Source organism: Candidatus Cloacimonadota bacterium (genome assembly GCA_019429305.1).
Lineage (GTDB): Bacteria > Cloacimonadota > Cloacimonadia > Cloacimonadales > JAJBBL01 > JAHYIR01.
This window is the reverse complement of sequence record JAHYIR010000006.1, coordinates 59,773-77,313: the sequence shown is the minus strand read 5'-3', so window position 1 is coordinate 77,313 and position 17,541 is coordinate 59,773. Positions and strand designations below refer to the sequence as shown.

Genomic DNA, 17,541 nt, shown 5'->3' with positions numbered 1-17,541 from the left:
AAAGGGGTTAAGTAACAGGTAGTCACTAAAATAAAATGTCGGAGGACGAATGCCGAATACCAAACAATGTGAAAAGAGATTAAGACAAGATAAAAAAAGACAGGCACGCAATAACTATGTCAAGAAGACCATAAAGTCTCTGTCCAAGAAAATGAGAAGTGACATCACTCTTGAAGAAAAAGAAAAATTATTACATTCAGTTTATTCTCAGCTTGATAAAGCAGCCAAAAAGGGTGTCATTCATAAAAGAACAGCGTCTCGTCGTAAATCTCGTATTTCAAGTTACCTAAACAAAGAGAAGCTTCAGCTTACTACTGAAGCTTAGACGCTTTTAGGTAATGATTTTTCATCATTGTAAGAATAGTTGAACGAAGGCCATCGTAATAATCATTGTAGAAAAGAAACAAAGAAAAATTTGCAGTCAGACGGATATTAATCATAGGGAGCATATCCGTCTTTTTCTTTTATAGGAATAACTATGAAGAGTATAATAGAGAATCTGCGTTTGAAATTGGCAAAAACAAGAAGTGGTTTTGTAGCCAAGATTGCTGAAGCTATCCACATCCGCACTAAGATTGACGAAGATCTGATGGATGAACTGGAAGAAATACTAATCGAAGCTGATATTGGTATCGATGTCTCAAGTTATATAATAGATAAATTGCGCGAAAAAATCCGCATAGAGAAACTAACTGAAAGCTCTTCTGTTCTTTCAGCCCTTCGTGAGATAATTATTGATATGTTGCAGAAAGATTATGCAGGAGAGAATATAGCACTAACAATGCCCGACAAATTACCTTATGTCTTACTCTTTGTTGGAGTAAATGGTGTCGGGAAAACAACTACTATCGGAAAATTAGCCAATAGGTACCGTAATCAGGGAAAAAGCGTAATGCTTGTTGCTGGAGATACTTTTAGAGCAGCGGCGATCGAGCAACTTGAGATATGGGCAGAACGGGCAGGAGTAACCCTTTTAAAACAGCAAAGTGGTTCAGATCCCTCAGCAGTGATATATGACGGATTAACCTCAGCGCTGAATAAGAAAATTGATGTTGTTATGATCGATACTGCAGGGAGATTTCATAATAAAGTCAATCTAATGAATGAGTTGAGCAAGATGAACCGTACAATAAAAAAAGTTATGCCCGAAGCTCCACATGAAACCCTCTTAGTAGTCGATGCCTCAACTGGGCAAAATGCTATCAGCCAAACGAAACTATTTAATGAAGTTACCCAATTGACTGGCTTGGTGCTGACTAAACTTGACGGGACTGCTAAAGGTGGTATTGTAATCGGAATAAAACATCAGTTAGATATTCCAGTAAAATTAATTGGCGTTGGTGAAAAAATAGAAGATCTGCGTGATTTTGACAGCAAGGAATTTGTGGAAGCTCTTTTTAGTTAAACAAGAAACAGACCCTTAGGAAAGAAATATGAAATATTTTGAAACGCATTGCCATTTGGATTTTAAAAACTATGATAAGGATCGTGAGCAAACGATTGATAAATGCCTTAAAGCGGGAGTGGATCACTTCATCAATGTTGGAATAGATGAAGAAACCTCCCGAGAAAGCATTAAATTAGCTGAAAGGTATCCGCAGTTTTATGCTGCTGCTGGCTATCATCCTCATGAAGCAACTAAATATAATGAACAGAAGCTGAGAGAGTTTTTATCTCATCCTCGAATAGTTGCTTTAGGAGAAGTGGGACTCGATTATTACCGTAATCTTAGCCCGCAGAAAGTTCAAAAAGAAGTATTCGAAGCTCAGATAATAATTGCTAACGAACTACAACTCCCATTAATAATTCATAATCGTGATGCTCATCAAGACTGTCTGGAACTGCTGAAAAAACATTCTCCTCAGAAAGTAGTATTTCATTGCTATTCCGGTAATCTGAGTATGGCAGAACAGATCTGGGAACTGGGCTGGCTGATCTCTTTTACCTGTACTATAACCTATCCTAATAACAGGTATTCTGAGATAATACGTCAAATTCCACTCAATAAGATGATGATCGAAACCGACTCACCTTTCTTATCTCCTCAGCAAATGAGAGGTAAAAGAAATGATCCTTCATCACTCAGATATGTCGTTGAGAAGTTATCAGAAATACGCAGAATTTCTCCTCTGGAGATCGGTAAGATCGTTCATCAAAATGCCTGCGATTTCTTTTTAAAAAAAACTTGAACAAAAATACCTGTTTTGTTTGTTGTAAACAGAATGGAAAAGGAGGCTTGTTATGGCAGTAACTATTAGTGCAGAGACCTGTATAGGTTGTAGTGCTTGTATCGACACATGCCCGGTAAATGCTTTAAGGATGGAAAATGATAAAGCAGTAGTTGATCCCGATACTTGTATTGATTGTGGAAATTGTATTTCTGCTTGTCCGGTCGAAGCTATCGAAATATAATACTTTCGGCATTTAACACTATTAAGACCGGTACTTTCCTATACCGGTCTTTTTTTATTCATCTCTTGTAATAAATATCTCTTTAAACTTATCTAAAATTGCTTGATTGTGTGTCCCTTCCCAATAAATTCGGCCACAATTTCGACAAATCTCAAAGTGATCGGAAGTCTGATAAACATAATCAGGAACCAAGCTTACTACCTTTTCTTTATCAATTTTTCTTAATAGCTGATTGCAAAGGTTGCATCTGGTAAAAGCGTTTTCAAAATTCAAGTTCAGCTTGGCGTTTAGTTCCTGCAACTGCTCAAATATGTTAGAAGAATGAATCAGTATAGTATTATCAAATATTTTCAGACCGGCATTTTTTCTACTGCTGGTTAGAAAAATGCGCTCCTCTTTTCTGGCTATATTACTTAGAGACAAAAGAGAAACTTTCTTGTAAGATGATGTATCATACCCAAGCAACCTAAGCCATTTGGCTAATCTACCGAGATTATTATCTGTAAGAAACTTAACTTTGTGATTATTATTCACATCAACCATCATTGATCTGATTTTCTCATCAACTCCTAGAGCCTCTGATCAGGATCAACCTTAAAAGATTGACCAGAGCCATAAGGGTTGCTGCAATGTAAGTCAAAGCTGCTGCATTAAGAACTGCCTTAACCCCCTGAGATTCTTGTTCGCTATGGATTATTCCGTTATTTAACTCTGCAAATGCTCTCTGTGAGGCATTGAATTCTACAGGTAGAGTAACAACATGGAACAATAAAGCTCCGGCAAAGAATATAATTCCTAAATCCATTAAAGGTGTATAACTAAAGATCAGCCCTACTATAAATAAAGGAAATGCAGCAGATGTACCGATCTGAGCAACAGGTAGAATACTTGCTCTCACTGCCAAAGGGGCATATTTAGTAGCGTGCTGGATAGCGTGACCTACTTCGTGAGCTGATATAGCGGCTGATGAAATAGATACACCGTGATAAACATCTTCGGATAAAGAGACAACCTTCTTACGAGGGTCATAATGATCAGTTAGAACTCCCTTAACAGCTCTTACTTGGACATCAGCTAATCCCTGCCGATCCAAAATCCTGCGAGCAATCTCTGCTCCGGGTAAATTAGCTGAATTACGAAAACGACTATATTTTTGATAGTTACCCTTGACTTTGCTTTGTGCGTAAAAAGCAAGAATAAGCACCGGTATCAATAGTACTATAGTAGAATCAAAGAAGAACATAATTGCTCCTTTTTTCTTTTTATAACGTCAAATATACGGGCAAAATTTCATTGTTATATGCGTAGTGTTGAACCTTTAAAACTTCCCTACTCTAAAGAATTCAGTAACATTTTTAATTCCTGAATTTTTAGCCTCTTCAATAGTTCCTGTAAAGAGCATCTTTCCTTCATCAAGAAAGATAATCTTATCTGCTATACGATGTATACTGGCTAATTCATGAGTCACTACTACTACTGTCATTTTAAGCTGCTTTTTCAGATCGAGTATCAGCTCATCTAAAGAGGCACTGGTCAAGGGATCTAATCCGGCAGAAGGTTCATCACAAAAGAGGATTTCCGGATCGAGTACTATGGCACGAGCTAAGGCAGCCCTTTTTCTCATACCTCCCGATAGCTCTGAAGGCTTCTTATGGAGAGCTTCACTGAGGTTGACTAACTGCAGTTTGACTCTGATCATCTTATCAATAATCTCTTTGGGAAGAGCTGTATGTTGCTCTAAAGGGATAGATATGTTTTCATAGATGTCAATAGAATTCAGTAATGCCCCTCCTTGAAAGAGAACTCCAATCCTTACCAGCATACTCTCATATTCCGCTTCATTCATCTCAGTTATATTCTGACCAAAAATTTCTACATATCCTGCTGATGGTTGTTGTAGTCTAAGCATATTCTTCAAGAGAGTAGTTTTACCACAACCGCTCGGACCTAGAATTACAGTTATTTCTTCTGGATAAATATCGACTGTGATATCTTCCAAAATCACTTGCTCACCATACTTAGCAGTAAGACTATTGATTTTGATTATTGGTTCTTTCATAATTTTATTATTGCAGATATAGAAGACTAAACAGAACATCAATAATGATAACGGCAAAAATGGAGGTTACTACTGAAAGGGTTGTTGCTCTTCCTACCCCTTCTGCTCCACCTTCTACACGAAAACCATAAAAACTTCCTATAATGACAATTGACCAGCCAAAGAAAGTACTTTTCAGTAAACTGATTAGAAGATCTTTGAGAAACAATACATTCAGCATTTGGGTGTAAAAGGCAGAAACACTTAAATTCAGATAAGTTACTGCAACAATAATTCCGCCCAAAATCCCCACTATCATAGAAATAACTACAAGAAGCGGCATACAGATAGTCATAGCATAAAACTTGGGAACTACTACATATCTAATCGGATTAATTGCCATCATTTTCAGTGCATCAATCTCCTCAGTCACTTTCATGGTAGCAATTTCAGAAGCAATTGAGGAGCCACTTCTTCCGGCAAGTATAATCGCTGTCATCATCGGGCCCATTTCCCTGACCATTGATATAGAGATTAGATCAGCAATAAAAATATTGGCACCGAACATTCTTAACTGAGCAGCGGATTGCAATGCAATAATCAATCCTATAATAAATGAAAGGGTGAAAATTATAGGAAGGGAATCAACACCGATAATGATTGATTGCTGTATCAATGAACCTTTTCTGGCACCTTTTTTTTTCCATAATCCTTTTATAGCCCAATAAAAAACATCCGCTGATAAGATCAGGTATTCGTAGATAGCATCTCTGATGAAATAGTAGGATTCTCCTAATTTTTCAAATAAACCGACTGCGGTGATGGGTGCAACTTCTGGCAAAGATTTCTGACCGAAAATTTGGAGAGAAAAACCTATCTCTTCTGAATAGTTTTTAAGCAAATCATCCACTTGTTTATCACTTACCTTACTACTTTCACCCTTAATCTTTTTTGCCAACTCCTCAATAAATAAGACACCTGCACTGTCGATAGAGCTGACTTCTGATAAATCTACTCCCTGTAACTCACTTAAAGCTTCTAATTCTTTAAATTGTTTCCAGAGAGCGGGAATAGTCTCTTTGGATACTCTTCCAATCAATTTAATGTGATTATCTGTTATGATCAATTCAACTTTATCTTTCATCTTGAGTTAATGCTCTCTTATCTATTTTATTGAAAATCGTATTAATAGATAAAATAGGTTAGACGAAGGAAAACGTTATGGGTAATTTCTGTGTAATCTCTTCTATCCTTGTCATATGAAAAATTGATCTTATAGTCGAGAGCAAGTTGTCTGATAAACCGAAATGTTAAGGTGTTTTCCCATTTATAAGTATTTGAAACTGCTTGATCAAATGGAATAAGAACATCTACGGTTGTATTATATGAGATATTGTAGCGTGTAAACAGATTTGCCAGTATTGATAATTCAAGTCCCTCTTTATAAGTTGAATCCATAATTTTATAAACATTGTATTCGGTTTCATTATCAAGTGTATCTACTTCAGTCCTTATAAAGCGATAGACATCATTCATAATTTCCTGCTGCATACCGAAACCAGCTCTGAAATTTAAAGTAGCGCGGGGTCTATTTAACGGTCTGATTGTGAATCCGGCACCTTCTCTAAACATTACTGGAAAAAAGGAAGGAGTTGTCCTGAATTTATCTCTATCAAAGAGCTCCTCTATTATAATACCCTGGTCATCAATTAATCTAATGTTTCTCATTTCTAAGAAGTAGTCATATTGCTGAAAAAAATGTGTTTCCATATCAAATCTACTATAAAGTCCAATAACTTGAGATAGGTAATAAACAAAGGTATTACGAATTTGAAAGTTATCAGAAGATACTCGTAGTATTGAACCCCTGTCTTTACTTATTCCGAAATCTGTCAGATTATTCATTGTATAAAAATAGGGGTATAAATCAAATAGCAGCCTGTTATCCAGCTGGGTGGTCACTATTAAGTTCATAGTTGGTTTTTCCCGATCTGTTGAATTATCCATCATGAAACTTAAATTCCCGTGGATAGCACTGGTGAATCGTAAATTCCTTGTTTCTTTCCCATATTCAACAGTCTCTAAAAGACCTGCTCCGATAAGTGAATTGGTTTCCGAATTGACCACGACCGTAAGAATACGTAATTCTCCCTCAACCAGGTCTACTGTGGTAAAATCATCAATAGTATTGAATGGTTTGTTATTCAAGACTATCTTGTATCTGCCCGGTTGTAATATCCAGGTTTGAGGTTGCTCACCAAACTCCTCCAGAGCTCCAATCCCGAAACCATAGCTTTCAGCATTAATCATGGCAAACAGCTCATATTGAATATCGATGGAGTTTCTACTTTCATCAATCAATCTCACTCTCAAGCCTCCCCAATCGGGTTCAACAATATGTACATGTTCTCTGATAACAGTAATTCTTTTTCTCATCATCTGGTTTTCATTTCCAGAACCGTAATGTAGAATATAATCTCCTGGTCTTAGATAAGTACTTTCTCCCATCTTGTTAAAATATTGCCTGTTATCAAAAGTACTATCCAATAGGTAAAATGGTTCATAGTCGGGATGTGTCATAGACGGTAAAAAAACTCTTCCTAAGCCGACTAAATCTCGTTTTGCTTCCCGATCTAACTGCTCTTGTGGTGGAGGCAAGAGCCAAGTTTTCAACTGTTCTTCCGTTAAGGCTGTTAAATAGCAACTACTAAGGATCAGAATGCTCAAGATAAGCAAAACATTTACTAGTCTTATTTTATTGTACATAATAAATATCCTTCGTTGGGGGTTGTAGATATCACTTTTTTGATATGATTTGTCCCAGTGTATGGTAACATTATTATTAATTATCGCTCTGAATTTTCAGGGATTAGAATTTCAAAATGATTCAGTACTTTCTCAATGAAGATATCAGTTTCTTCTTTAATAATCCTACTGAGATTCTGGACAAATATTTCTACATCATCTGAATATACTTCGTGTTCACGATGAAAAGTATGTCTCACCAGATATACCAAATCTGATCCTCTACGTAAAAATATATCCATATCAAGATAAATAGCTTTATAATAGTCGCTTTTCAATAGTTCAAGTCTATTCACAAAAGTTATGACCTCATAATCAGGTCGTTCAATTACAAAATCACGCTGTGTTACAGAAAAAATATTGTATTGAATAAAGTGTTTTATCAAAATATCGGGAATAGCGCTGGAAAGCCTAACCGCCCAAAGATCATTAGCAGAATATTCAATACGATGAGCAGAATAACGAAAAACAACTTGAGTACGATCATATACTCTAGATATTCTACTATCGGGAATCTGAACTTTATAGGGAAGTGGTGTACTCAAAATGAGGTTCGGATTTTTTGCTACTGGGTTGTAATCAATAATGTAGTATTTTCGTTCAACGCGTTTAGTACTACAACCTAAAACTACTAATATTAATATTAATAGAGATAATATTTTTACTTTCATATCATTTATCCTCTTGTCCCCAAAGAAACACTATCTCAGGGCTAATTTCTTCTTCTTAAGATTAGTGAAGGGTCTTCACTCAACAACCGTGTGAATTCTTCAAAATTATCCGCAGCTTCTTTTAAAGTTTCAAAAGTGAGTAAAATATCTCTCCTACTTCTTATCACCATTAGATCGATATGAGTGAATGCTTGATTTGCATTAGTAATAGCTTCATTTAGCTCTCTCACTATCCCGGTTATATCTGCTTGTGCCAAATCTTCGGTAAATATTGCCGCATTGCTTATTATGCTTTCAAATTCACGTGAATTGATTGTAGAATCGAGCGTTTCAACGGCTCTCATAGTTGTTTGAGTGATTACTTCAAGATTGGTTAACATATTGGAAAATTTAACCTGATTAGCTACACTGGTTAAGGAATCTATATTGCCTAACACTCTGTCAAGTTTGGCAGTGATCTCTTCTACACTAATAGATATATCGTCAAAGAAGGTCGTTCCTGCCCTAATATACCCTCCAGGTTCTAATAACTTAGCTTCTGTTGTACCACCAAACAGCTCAACCTGCTTTAACCCAGTAATTCCAACAAGAATAAGTGATGCTTCCGTATCAGTTTTGATTGGTGTACCCTTTTCAACTCTTACTTCAACAATTACACGATTGACATCTTCGGGATCTATCCTAATAGTTTCAACTCTACCAACTCTAATCCCGTGGTATTTTACCTGTGCACCAACCTGTAAACCACTGACAGACACATCTTCATAGGCAATATAATAAGTATCAAGTCTTTCTAACAATCTCGTGCCGGCAATAATGAGCAAGAATAATATCAACAGCCCGATACTGATGAACAGGAAAACTCCTAATCTAACTTTTTGTGCTTTAGTAACCATATTTCATCCCTCTTATCCCTACAAAATAATTATCTATTGGCACTGTCAAACACTTTTTGTCTTATCATCTCTTATAATTAGTGATGTTTACCTTTTATATAACTCTTTGCCTTTTGGATTATATCCTCGTCAATACCAAGTATCTCAGCGATCATTAATGCTGCTCGGGGTGGGATATTTGATGCCTCTACCGGCTCTAATTGATAGTTCATATACTTATGCAACTCTTGAATACGGTTTTTTAAATCATCTTTTTTTGTCGGATCATAAGGAGAGAGAGTTTTCTTCAGTTTTTCATAATCGTTTTTTGTCAGACCAATAATTCTGAAATGAGCCGCCTCACTGATATATGATGGTGTAGTAAAATGTGTAGCTGAAACAGCAATACCCCTCTTATCAATAAAAATCTCTAATATTGCCCTAGCAAATGATTCACCTTCCTGAGGATTTGTCCCCCTGGCAAATTCATCTATGAGAAATAGTCCTATCCCCGGTTGTTTGACTGCGGCATTGATTGCTATCAACTCAGAAGCAAAACTGCTAAGGTCAGTTCGAATACTAGATTCGGTATCACTACTGAAAAAGACAAAATCAACCAGAGGTAGATGAGCTTTTTGGCAGGGCAAAGGTATCGCAAAAGCAGAAAGATAGAAAACTTGCCCTATCGTTTGTAATACCGTAGATTTACCCGCCATATTGGCTCCCGTTATGATATTGATCCTCTCGGTAAAATTAATATCAAGAGGTTGATATTGCAGTTTTTGTAAATCCAGTTGCTTTTTGATAAAGAGATTCACTACTTTGTTCAAAGTTATTATGACCTGCGGGCTTTTAGTACTTCGGCGTGATTTATCAGTGGTCTCTCTGATTCTGTTTATAGAAGGTATAGTACCATCAATTTCACAGCCAAAGATCGCTTTAGCTATCAAATAATCAAGTTTGGCTACCTCGTTAAGGGCTGTGATCAATTCAATACTTTTTTCAGCAATTTGGGCTGTTATTATCGCTCTAACCTTTATCTCTTCCTCTTCGATCTTATGCCTGAGATTATTCAACTCCTTCTCGAGTTTCATAATCTCCTCAGATGGACGAAATACAAAGGTCACATTAGCAAAATTCTCTTCCGAGACGGTAAACCACTGTGAACTCTCCAATCTTTGAAGAAGCTTCTTATTCTGTCTGGAGACAACAATCTGTCTTTCGATGGTATGTAGTTCCAGTTCATTTTTTGCCTGTTCCAATCCCTTCTGTTCAAGATAATTGATCTTATTATTTATCTCATAATGTTTAATTCTCAAAGCTGACAAATTATCCGAATATTTACTACTGATATGAAATGTTGGTATTTTCTGTTCTTCGGGATCAAGATAACTGAACAACTCCTTGAACGGAATTAGTCTTACTATATTGTCTAACTTGTGCTTCTCCATGTAGAATCTGATCTTTTCATAGAAATAGATGAAATTCTTAATTTCGTAAATCTCGGTAAGTTCTAATGCATTGGTAGATGATGCTCTAATAAAAGTTTGCCGGATATTATCAATTTTTGCCAAAGAAGAGGATAAAGTCAGAGTAAACTCCTTATTGGACTTGATGATATGCATCAAAGCTCTTACTTTCTGATATTCAGCCCTTAATTCATCTTCTTTACCCGGACTATACGGCTTAACAGAGCTTTTTAATCTTTTCCCAACCTCAGAAAATGGCTTGATCATTTCCATGATTTCCGGTATATGTAATGATTTTGCACTCTCTTTATCTATAAACACCATCTTCTTTCTCCTTTAGTAATAATTAGAAGATCTTATTATCCAATTTCCATGACATCGATTACTGGTAACGCAAAGTCCGTGCGAATTGCGCTTCTAAAATGCTCACAATCTAGATGATTACCGTTAACTGCATAACTATTAATTACCATGCCGGCAATATCCATCTTCTTGAGTGTTAAAAGGACATTTTTATGCCTTAACCAACTACTTGACTGGTCTTCAAGCTGCAAATGAAAGGGATGTTTAACAACAATCTGCAAGTTGTCTAATTCCTGTATCAAACTCTTGAGAAGTAAAAAAGATTTTTCTGTAATGCTAGTCGGAATATAGAGAAAACTTAACTCTTTCCCTTTGACACGAATAATACCGGCTATCTCTTTTTCATGGCCTAAAAGAGTCTTAAAAGCTAAAGTTGTTAGCTCTATCTCTGCTCTGGTTTTATTTTTAAAAGTGCCAACTTTGATATGTTCATCCTGTAGTAATTGCATTCTGAGGTTTTCAGGAAAAACTTCATGGAACCCTTTGATCTTAGTCAGGTCGTGTAACCGTTTAAAACCCCTCTTTAGTCTCGCTAAATTACCATACATAGGGCTTCCGGTAACAATCAGAGAGTCCACATCCCAAGCTGAGCTAATTGCCTTGCGATCTAGAGATCCATCAATGAAGATATGCTCGACCCCATAGGAGAGAATCTTCCGCGCAGTCTCTATCTGTTCGGAAACGGAGGGAGGTCCTACTATTTCAGTCTCTAAAGATGTGTCTGATTTCACTAACCAGATATCCTGCCCTCCTGCCTTAAAAGGGAGTTTCTCCAGAACATGTAAAAATCCGGACTTTTTACTCACCTCAGAAGCTCTTGCTGTAAATATTGCTGCCTGAGGTATCTTGACTTTTGGTTTCTTGACTTTTTCTAAAACATCCAGGTCTTCACCATCTCTACCTGTCGTAATAACCCCTTTCTGTGAGAAAGTAGTTTGCTCTAACAACCAATTGAGAAAGGTTGTTTTTCCGGCATTTTTAGAGAGTCCGACAATTACTGTTATCTTTTTACCTTTGCTGCCGATAGCTTTCAGTAATCTTGCTTTATCGGTGTCTCTTTGATCTTTGAGACTCGTTTGGATCAATAGATACCTTCTCGCCTTTAAAGAGTGAAGCTACCCCTTCAGTTGATTTGTGTTTTTCGGGGCATTTCCCGCTATATTTTTCTTCATCTTGGGGAATGTATTCCGGTTCAGTATAAACTGTAATAAACCCCTCGAAATTTCTCAAGACTACCTTTCCGGGTGCTTGGGAGATAATATAGTTAGGGTTGACCGGAATCTTTCCTCCACCACCCGGTGCATCAACTACATAAGTCGGCACACATAAACCGGAAGTATGCCCTCTTAATGACTCCATTATCTCAATCCCTTTGGAGATCGGGGTACGGAAATGTGCTATCCCCATAGATAGATCGCATTGGTAGATATAATATGGTCTGACTCTGTTTTTTACCAATTGATGGACTAAGTTTTTCATTACATCGACGTTATCATTAACCCCTTTGAGCAGTACCGATTGATTACTTACGGGAAATCCGTTATCGACAAGTTTAGATACCGCTTCAATTGACTCCGGTGTTATCTCGTTACTATGATTAAAATGTGTATTGATCCAGATCGGTTGATACTTTTTTAAGACATTAATTAAGGAATCGGTTATTCTTTGAGGTAAGACAACAGGTGTTCTTGTCCCAATGCGAATAATATCAACATGCTCAATGCGGTAAAGCCGTTCGAGAATTTCATCTAATCTTTCATCCGATAGAGTGAAGGGGTCACCACCACTGAGGATAACATCTCTAATTCCCGGATTGTTAGCAATGTATTCGATGGCAGCATCAACATCTTCCCTCGGAAGAGGAGCATCCTTTTCCCCTGCTTTTCTTCGTCTTGTACAGTGCCGGCAATACATAGAGCACTGATCGGTTATTAACAATAAAACCCGGTCAGGATAGCGATGAGTTAATCCAGGTACAGGTGAGTCGGTATCTTCATGTAAAGGATCTTGCATATCGGAATCTGTAATCAATGCCTCACTAACTCTCGGTATAGCTTGCAATCGGACAGGATCATGGGGATTAGTTTGATCTATCAAAGAGAGAAAGTAAGGTGTTATTGCCATTCGAAAAGAGACATTCTTGCTCTGGTCAATTGCATCTTCCTCCGGTAATAGATCAATATATTGCCTTAAGTCATCAAAAGAGGTAATTCTATTCCTTAATTGCCAATGCCATTCATTCCAATCTTGCGGAGTTACATTATCTTTAATATTTTTTATCTTTGTATGATGTATTTTTACTTTATAATCTGCTTCATTATTCTTCTCTATCATTATCTCCTCTCATTCTTCATTTCCAATCTCAATCTTCATAATTTTATTCGGATTTGCCTTAATCGCAATATCTTTCCTTAAAAATTCTCATCAAAACGGGGTTACGATTTAAAAGATCCAGAGACATTTTGGCATGATTATGGGCATAACCGTTGCCAAGGATCATATCAATGTCAGCTCCAATTCCTTCCGCACCTAATGCTGCTTTGGTAAACGAAGTTGCCATAGAAAAGAAGTAGACGATCCCTCTGTCTTTACAAGCCAAAATAGAACTCATCTCTGTGTCCTCTATATTAACACAGTTGATCACAACATCCGCCATTTTGCCGCCAGTTAGATCGGAAACTCCCTGATGAATAGCCAAAGCATCTGTTGCATCGGCTATAACTATCTGATCACAACCTGTCTCTTTACAAATAGGGATATATGACTCTTTTCTTACTACTCCGATCACCGTACCTGAACTTCCTGCTTTTTCTTTTGCAATAGCATTACATAACACTCCAGATTTCCCGTGTGCTCCGATAATAACTACACTGTCTCCCGGCTTGACTAATCTTTCAACCTGAGCCGGTGCTCCGGCTACATCGAGAACAGAAAGCGCCAGATTCTCATCCATATCAGACGGTAACTTCGCATAAACACCTGAACTAAAGAGAATTGCTTCGCCTTCAATATCAACCTGATCCTTATCTAAATAGACTTTCTTTACTCTTCTGACTTTTAAAGGGGTTAATGATAAAGATACGAGAGTTGCTACTTTATCTCCTACTTCTACCTTATCCTTCATCTCAAACAATGGTCCGATCTCAGCTACTCTACCTATGAGCATTCCACCTGAACCGGTATCTTCATTCTTATGCTTGCCGGTTCTGTTTGTTAAATCAATTACATGATCGGCAAACACCTTTTCTAAATCGGTATATCCCTGTTTCTCCAATTTGGTCTTGATCTGGTGAAAAGAAGCCGAATCGATATTCAATCTGATAACATCAATCTTCATTTCATTATCCCAGATCTCTGTCATGTCATTATTCAGCACTCTTGCCGGTTGTGGTAAAACTCCTTTTGGCTCTATTACTCTGTGAGTTCCATATCTGTTGCCACCTGATTTCATAATTCCTCCATTTTTTTCTTGTTTTTCACTAACTTAATTTTTCTTTATCACTTACTGTGTCAACTTAAATCCTTTACTGATAAACCTACCGTAGGTGTGAGATTTAATGAAGTTTGAGAATCAGGAAAAACCTCAGGTAAAATTAGTATAATATTAGTGAATCTTTCATCTAATCAATCTGATTGAGATCGGTCATCTCAGATAAGATATCGTTTGTGCTTGACAGAGAAACTAAATGTTAATTTCTTGTAATTCACTGTAAAATAAGAGAATAGCAGAGAGTTAGATAAATAATTAACGTATTGAATTAGAAAGGAGTTGAGCGATGAAAAGGACATATCAACCGCATAACAGAAAGCGCTGTAATAAGCACGGTTTCCGTAGTCGTATGGCAACCCGTGGTGGACGTTTAGTACTCAAAAGACGTCGCGCAAAAGGAAGAAAAATCTTAACCGTATGAGCAGATGCGGTTCATTAAAAAGAGTTCTGAATATCAGAGTATTTACAGAGATCACTGCAAAGTGCAGGGAGAATTTTTTTCTGTGTTATACAGACTCGATACCGGAGTAGAAGAATCATCCATTGGTATCGTAGTACGCGGAAAAGTAGGTAACGCTGTTCTTCGCAACAAATTAAGGCGAAGAATCAAAGCATATTTAAATCAGAATAACAATAAGATTCCAAATAAAATCTCAGCAGTGATCTTAGCTAAAGATAATGCCTCAGAAGCAGGATGGCAAGAAATAAACAGTGATCTTGACAGATGTTTTACTGTAATTTACCATTCATTGCATTCAACATTACAGGAAGATAAATAAATTAATGATTAATGCAATAACAGAACTTTAACATCATTTACAAAAAACGGGGTCAACATTTAAGGTATGATTAACAAGGGAGTAGTGTTCATAATCAATCTCTACCAGAAAACAATATCATTGGCATTTCCCCCTTGTTGCAGGTTTACACCCAGCTGTAGTGAATATGCCCGCCAGGCATTTCTTAAATATGGTTTCTTTACTGCTCTGTTCTTGGCAGGCAAACGAGTCTTAAAGTGCCATCCTTATCATCGGGGTGGTCATGATCCACTTCCCTAATATAGGAGGAAAATTTTGGACAAACGAACATTATTTGCATTGATATTGATTTTCGCCATCTTCTGGTTAAGTAATAGATTTCTCTGGCAACGGAGTACCCCCGATCAGAGTGATACGGAAACAGTTACAACCGAAATGATTTCACCTCAAGAACCCTATAATGACGAAGAGAGTTATCTGTCATCTATGAGAATGCCTGAAGATGATCAACTCCTTTCGGATAGAAGCAGAGAGCTTTTTGATAGAGGTGATATTCAAATTAGAGATGATATTCTCTTAGAAAACGATCTGGTGGAGCTATACTTTTCTAACCGGGGTGGTGTTCTTAATGCAGTTCACTTAAAAAATTATTTTCATTACGACAAGTTTAATCTCGTCAATCTTATTCCTGAAGGGGCGTCAATCTTTGGTCTGGAAATGGAAACGGTCGATGACTTTTATATGTTCGATGATTACGTCTTCAACTGGGAAAATACCATAATAGATAATCATCAAGCTTTGATTTTTTATCTGGAAAATCAAGGACAGCGTTTAATAGAGAAAAAATTTGTAATAAATGATGATTATGCCCTAACATACAATATTCAAGCTTCCGGTTTAGGAAACATCAGAGATTATGTTGTCAGTTTCAATAGTGGTATTGCTGATACGGAAGAGAAACCAAAACATAAAAACACTGATTATCGCTTTATAGGACAAATCCAAAACTCACGAAATGTCTTGCAGTTGAGAAGAATTCAGGAGAATATCAGATTAACAGGAAATGTCGATTGGGCTGCTATCCGCTCCAAATATTTTATCATGGTGTTACTCCCAGAACAGAGATTACTAACCGATAATGTAACGGTTTTTGTTCAGAATGAAAGCCCGGCATTTGATGTAACTATAACTCCCGGTAGAGCAATTTCTCAGTTAAACGACTATTATGATGTTTACCTTGGACCGCTCGACTATCAACATTTAAAGAGATATGGTATTGGCTTGGAAGAAACTATTGAGATGGGTTGGAAAATTATTCGTCCGGTTAGTCGTCTTTTCCTTTGGCTTCTCACAACTTTGAATAAGTTTTTTGGTAATTATGGCGTAACTATAATCTTTTTTGCCCTGATCCTAAAGATCATTCTCTATCCTTTGACTCATAAGAGTTTTGAGTCATCGATCAAGATGCAGAGGATGAGCCCCCACATGCAAGAGATACAAAAGAAATACAAATCTGATCCTAAACAGATGCAGGTTGAGTTACAAAAACTCTATAAAGAACATGGAGTTAATCCGCTTGGTGGCTGTTTGCCACTCCTCTTACAAATGCCTATCTTCTTTGCCCTCTATCCGGTCTTGAGATATTCAATTGAGCTGAGACAAGCATCTTTTATGCTCTGGTTAACCGATCTATCAGAACCGAGCAATATTATACTGCCTGCTCTTATGGGTATCTTTATGTTCATTCAGCAAAAGATGATGATGCCCAAACATATCGACAAAGAAAAGATGGATGAGAAACAACTCGCCCAAATGCAGAGCCAGAAGATGATGCTGTATATAATGCCGGTATTTTTGGTGTTCATCTTCTCATCCCTTCCTTCTGGACTGGTTCTTTACTGGACGGTTTTCAATGTCTTCTCCATTATTCAGCAATATTATGTGAAAAAGAAATATAGCCATTAAAAAGCAGAGGATTTTTTAAATGAAAGAGATACAACGTGAAGGGATTTCGGCTGACAAAGTTATCAGTGATTTTATGAAAGAATTCAATATCTCTAAAGAGGATATTAGTTATACCATTATTGATAAGGGATCGAAGGGGGTATTGAGTCTTGTAGGAATTAAACCGGCTATTGTTAAGTTCTTTATTCCCGAAGAAGAAGATATCTTAAAACGCTTTATAGATGGTCTTTTGAAAAGAATGAACGTTGAATATCAAGAGATCGACCTATCATACAAAGATAACTATTATTATCTTCATGTCAAAGGTGTTGATAATCCCGGTTTTCTTATCGGAAAAGAAGGTAAAATGCTGATCAGTATTCAACACTTTCTTAATAAGCTTCTGGAAAATGGTGAAGATGAGAGAAACCGAGTTATACTGAATATTGATAATTATAGAGCTCAACATGAAGAAAGATTACAAAAGAAAATTGACCAAATAGTCAAGAAAGTCAAGAAAAGAGAAAAGAGCATCACTCTGGAGCCGATGAATGCCTCAGATAGAAGAATTATTTATCGTTATTTGGAAAATGATGACGAAGTAAGGACAATGACCATCGGTAAAGGAGATGTAAAAAGGATCGTGATCTATCCGGCCGGTAATGAAGATCAACGAAGACCGGAAAAGCATCGTAAACTCAATGACTCAAAGTAAA

20 protein-coding genes are annotated in these 17,541 nt (G+C 36.9%); 9 read left to right on the top strand and 11 right to left on the bottom strand.

The window, feature by feature from the left end:
- Positions 1-49 precede the first annotated feature (49 nt).
- The 4 genes from rpsT (at position 50) to K0B81_04450 (ending at position 2,412) form a co-directional block, all read left to right on the top strand.
- Complete coding sequence (gene rpsT / locus K0B81_04465; GenBank protein ID MBW6515857.1) at positions 50-325, top strand: 30S ribosomal protein S20; 276 nt, start codon at positions 50-52, stop codon at positions 323-325.
- Positions 326-478: 153 nt separating this feature from the next.
- The gene (gene ftsY, locus K0B81_04460) at positions 479-1,405 is read left to right on the top strand and encodes a signal recognition particle-docking protein FtsY (protein MBW6515856.1); all 927 of its coding nucleotides are present in this window, start codon (positions 479-481) and stop codon (positions 1,403-1,405) included.
- Positions 1,406-1,433: 28 nt separating this feature from the next.
- Positions 1,434-2,189: a TatD family hydrolase gene (locus K0B81_04455; GenBank protein ID MBW6515855.1), complete on the top strand. Its 756-nt coding sequence runs from the start codon at positions 1,434-1,436 to the stop codon at positions 2,187-2,189.
- A gap of 52 nt (positions 2,190-2,241) precedes the next feature.
- Positions 2,242-2,412: a 4Fe-4S binding protein gene (locus K0B81_04450; protein MBW6515854.1), complete on the top strand. Its 171-nt coding sequence runs from the start codon at positions 2,242-2,244 to the stop codon at positions 2,410-2,412.
- A 54-nt stretch (positions 2,413-2,466) separates the two neighbouring features.
- Here K0B81_04450 and K0B81_04445 read toward each other — a convergent pair whose 3' ends face one another.
- The 11 genes from K0B81_04445 to K0B81_04395 all read right to left on the bottom strand — a co-directional run bounded on the left by K0B81_04445 (position 2,467) and on the right by K0B81_04395 (position 14,084).
- Complete coding sequence (locus K0B81_04445) at positions 2,467-2,958, bottom strand: Mut7-C RNAse domain-containing protein (protein MBW6515853.1); 492 nt, start codon at positions 2,956-2,958, stop codon at positions 2,467-2,469.
- 16 nt (positions 2,959-2,974) lie between these two features.
- Entirely contained in the window at positions 2,975-3,655 is a 681-nt protein-coding gene (locus tag K0B81_04440; GenBank protein MBW6515852.1) for a zinc metallopeptidase, read from the bottom strand.
- 75 nt (positions 3,656-3,730) lie between these two features.
- Positions 3,731-4,471, bottom strand: a complete 741-nt coding sequence (locus tag K0B81_04435) for an ATP-binding cassette domain-containing protein (GenBank protein ID MBW6515851.1) — start codon at positions 4,469-4,471, stop codon at positions 3,731-3,733.
- 7 nt (positions 4,472-4,478) lie between these two features.
- Positions 4,479-5,594, bottom strand: coding sequence for an MlaE family lipid ABC transporter permease subunit (locus K0B81_04430; protein ID MBW6515850.1), 1,116 nt, complete (start codon positions 5,592-5,594; stop codon positions 4,479-4,481).
- A gap of 41 nt (positions 5,595-5,635) precedes the next feature.
- Complete coding sequence (locus K0B81_04425; GenBank protein MBW6515849.1) at positions 5,636-7,216, bottom strand: hypothetical protein; 1,581 nt, start codon at positions 7,214-7,216, stop codon at positions 5,636-5,638.
- Between the two features lie 80 nt (positions 7,217-7,296).
- Positions 7,297-7,926 carry a PqiC family protein gene (locus K0B81_04420; GenBank protein MBW6515848.1) on the bottom strand — a complete coding sequence of 210 codons (630 nt, stop codon included), beginning with the start codon at positions 7,924-7,926 and terminating at the stop codon, positions 7,297-7,299.
- 41 nt (positions 7,927-7,967) lie between these two features.
- Positions 7,968-8,822 carry an MCE family protein gene (locus K0B81_04415; GenBank protein ID MBW6515847.1) on the bottom strand — a complete coding sequence of 285 codons (855 nt, stop codon included), beginning with the start codon at positions 8,820-8,822 and terminating at the stop codon, positions 7,968-7,970.
- A gap of 77 nt (positions 8,823-8,899) precedes the next feature.
- On the bottom strand, positions 8,900-10,594 hold the full coding sequence (locus tag K0B81_04410) for a hypothetical protein (GenBank protein MBW6515846.1): 1,695 nt from the start codon (positions 10,592-10,594) through the stop codon (positions 8,900-8,902).
- A 35-nt stretch (positions 10,595-10,629) separates the two neighbouring features.
- Positions 10,630-11,718 (bottom strand): hypothetical protein, encoded by a 1,089-nt coding sequence (locus tag K0B81_04405; protein ID MBW6515845.1) that lies wholly within the window; start codon positions 11,716-11,718, stop codon positions 10,630-10,632.
- Positions 11,678-12,967: a lysine 2,3-aminomutase gene (gene ablA, locus K0B81_04400; protein ID MBW6515844.1), complete on the bottom strand. Its 1,290-nt coding sequence runs from the start codon at positions 12,965-12,967 to the stop codon at positions 11,678-11,680. Before ablA ends, K0B81_04405 begins: the two co-directional genes overlap by 41 nt.
- Before the next feature lie 58 nt (positions 12,968-13,025).
- Entirely contained in the window at positions 13,026-14,084 is a 1,059-nt protein-coding gene (locus K0B81_04395; GenBank protein ID MBW6515843.1) for a zinc-binding dehydrogenase, read from the bottom strand.
- A 325-nt stretch (positions 14,085-14,409) separates the two neighbouring features.
- On the opposite strand from K0B81_04395, the gene rpmH reads away from it, so the two are divergent.
- From rpmH to K0B81_04370, 5 genes are all read left to right on the top strand, one after another.
- A complete protein-coding gene (gene rpmH / locus K0B81_04390; protein MBW6515842.1) occupies positions 14,410-14,544 on the top strand; it encodes a 50S ribosomal protein L34 in 135 nt (44 codons plus the stop codon).
- A 4-nt stretch (positions 14,545-14,548) separates the two neighbouring features.
- On the top strand, positions 14,549-14,902 hold the full coding sequence (gene rnpA, locus K0B81_04385; GenBank protein ID MBW6515841.1) for a ribonuclease P protein component: 354 nt from the start codon (positions 14,549-14,551) through the stop codon (positions 14,900-14,902).
- 69 nt (positions 14,903-14,971) lie between these two features.
- A complete protein-coding gene (yidD, locus tag K0B81_04380; protein MBW6515840.1) occupies positions 14,972-15,181 on the top strand; it encodes a membrane protein insertion efficiency factor YidD in 210 nt (69 codons plus the stop codon).
- Between the two features lie 15 nt (positions 15,182-15,196).
- Positions 15,197-16,846, top strand: a complete 1,650-nt coding sequence (gene yidC / locus K0B81_04375) for a membrane protein insertase YidC (protein ID MBW6515839.1) — start codon at positions 15,197-15,199, stop codon at positions 16,844-16,846.
- Positions 16,847-16,865: 19 nt separating this feature from the next.
- Entirely contained in the window at positions 16,866-17,540 is a 675-nt protein-coding gene (locus tag K0B81_04370; protein ID MBW6515838.1) for a Jag N-terminal domain-containing protein, read from the top strand.
- Position 17,541 lies beyond the last annotated feature (1 nt).

Bases quoted from the DNA above. Each gene is read 5' to 3' on its own strand.
- ablA (MBW6515844.1), bottom strand. From the start codon at position 12,967: ATGATAGAGAAGAATAATGAAGCAGATTATAAAGTAAAAATACATCAT.
- K0B81_04425 (MBW6515849.1), bottom strand. From the start codon at position 7,216: ATGTACAATAAAATAAGACTAGTAAATGTTTTGCTTATCTTGAGCATT.
- K0B81_04415 (MBW6515847.1), bottom strand. From the start codon at position 8,822: ATGGTTACTAAAGCACAAAAAGTTAGATTAGGAGTTTTCCTGTTCATC.
- K0B81_04395 (MBW6515843.1), bottom strand. From the start codon at position 14,084: ATGAAATCAGGTGGCAACAGATATGGAACTCACAGAGTAATAGAGCCA.
- K0B81_04440 (MBW6515852.1), bottom strand. From the start codon at position 3,655: ATGTTCTTCTTTGATTCTACTATAGTACTATTGATACCGGTGCTTATT.
- K0B81_04455 (MBW6515855.1), top strand. From the start codon at position 1,434: ATGAAATATTTTGAAACGCATTGCCATTTGGATTTTAAAAACTATGAT.
- K0B81_04410 (MBW6515846.1), bottom strand. From the start codon at position 10,594: ATGGTGTTTATAGATAAAGAGAGTGCAAAATCATTACATATACCGGAA.
- K0B81_04435 (MBW6515851.1), bottom strand. From the start codon at position 4,471: ATGAAAGAACCAATAATCAAAATCAATAGTCTTACTGCTAAGTATGGT.
- K0B81_04445 (MBW6515853.1), bottom strand. From the start codon at position 2,958: ATGATGGTTGATGTGAATAATAATCACAAAGTTAAGTTTCTTACAGAT.
- K0B81_04450 (MBW6515854.1), top strand. From the start codon at position 2,242: ATGGCAGTAACTATTAGTGCAGAGACCTGTATAGGTTGTAGTGCTTGT.
- rnpA (MBW6515841.1), top strand. From the start codon at position 14,549: ATGCGGTTCATTAAAAAGAGTTCTGAATATCAGAGTATTTACAGAGAT.
- rpmH (MBW6515842.1), top strand. From the start codon at position 14,410: ATGAAAAGGACATATCAACCGCATAACAGAAAGCGCTGTAATAAGCAC.
- K0B81_04430 (MBW6515850.1), bottom strand. From the start codon at position 5,594: ATGAAAGATAAAGTTGAATTGATCATAACAGATAATCACATTAAATTG.
- K0B81_04420 (MBW6515848.1), bottom strand. From the start codon at position 7,926: ATGAAAGTAAAAATATTATCTCTATTAATATTAATATTAGTAGTTTTA.
- rpsT (MBW6515857.1), top strand. From the start codon at position 50: ATGCCGAATACCAAACAATGTGAAAAGAGATTAAGACAAGATAAAAAA.
- ftsY (MBW6515856.1), top strand. From the start codon at position 479: ATGAAGAGTATAATAGAGAATCTGCGTTTGAAATTGGCAAAAACAAGA.
- K0B81_04370 (MBW6515838.1), top strand. From the start codon at position 16,866: ATGAAAGAGATACAACGTGAAGGGATTTCGGCTGACAAAGTTATCAGT.